This is a genomic window from Rhodococcus sp. P4_B6 (assembly GCF_056402215.1).
In genome coordinates, this window is the sequence record NZ_JBFUHV010000471.1 from 1 (window position 1) to 871 (window position 871).

Sequence of the window (871 nt, forward strand, 5' to 3'; positions counted from 1 at the left end):
GCGGGTCCTCCGACGTCCGGACAACCTCGAGCAGGAACTGCCCCGTGTCGACGAGGTCACCTCGAGCAGGAACCGCCCCACCGATGTCCTGCGGCCACCCGGCCTCGTCCGGCCACAGATTTATCACATCCTGGCGGCCAACCTCTCGATGAGCCTCACCCGATCCGTGCCGGAACGTCCACCCCGGAAAACGACATCGCCCGCCCGCCGTCTCTCCACCCCCGCGACCAGATCACCCGGCCGCCGTACCACCACCGTCCGGGAACCCGCCGGGGCGTCGAGTCATCACGCTCGATCGTCCACCTGGCGTTCGCGCACCCGCGCATAGCCACTGGTATCCGAGTCGGCGACCGTCCTCGCACCTGATCCACCACGGCCGCCGCCCGGTGGTCCTCGTCCCCGCACACACACCAACACCGTGCCACCAGCGGCCTGTCGCTGAGTTGGGACGACCGACAGTCGGTCGCCGAGTCAGTCAGTGCCCTTGTGTCACCGCGTCTTCCGGAGCACATGCGCGTGAGGGGGCGCCCCGGCAGCGGGATCCGTCGGAGGCCTGCTCCTGGTCGCGTCGGCGTCGCTTGTGGAGACCGAGCAGGTGGGGGTCGAGGCGGTGGCCGACGAGCCGCTGCGGAGGTAGATGTTCTCTCGGGGCGAAACAGGGAGTACGCGAAGGGCCGGAACAGCAGCAGCACCATGCCGATCAGGATGAACAGGCGGACATCGGATGCCAAAACCATTGAGCCTGACAGGAACTCGATCAGCGTAACGGTAAACCGCGGTAACCGACCATTGGGCGAACGGTGGTAGGTCCCGGCAGTCGGACTGAGGCGCAAGCCTCCATGCATGGCGAGAAATCGCCTGTTGCGAGGAG

Annotated in this window: 1 protein-coding gene; it reads left to right on the top strand. The window is 67.2% G+C overall.

The genetic code is table 11. The features are described from left to right. Nucleotides 1-328 (top strand): hypothetical protein (locus tag AC1DWT_RS51620; RefSeq protein WP_477926323.1); only part of this gene is annotated, 328 nt, incomplete at its 5' end. Between the last annotated feature and the right edge of the window lie 543 nt (nucleotides 329-871).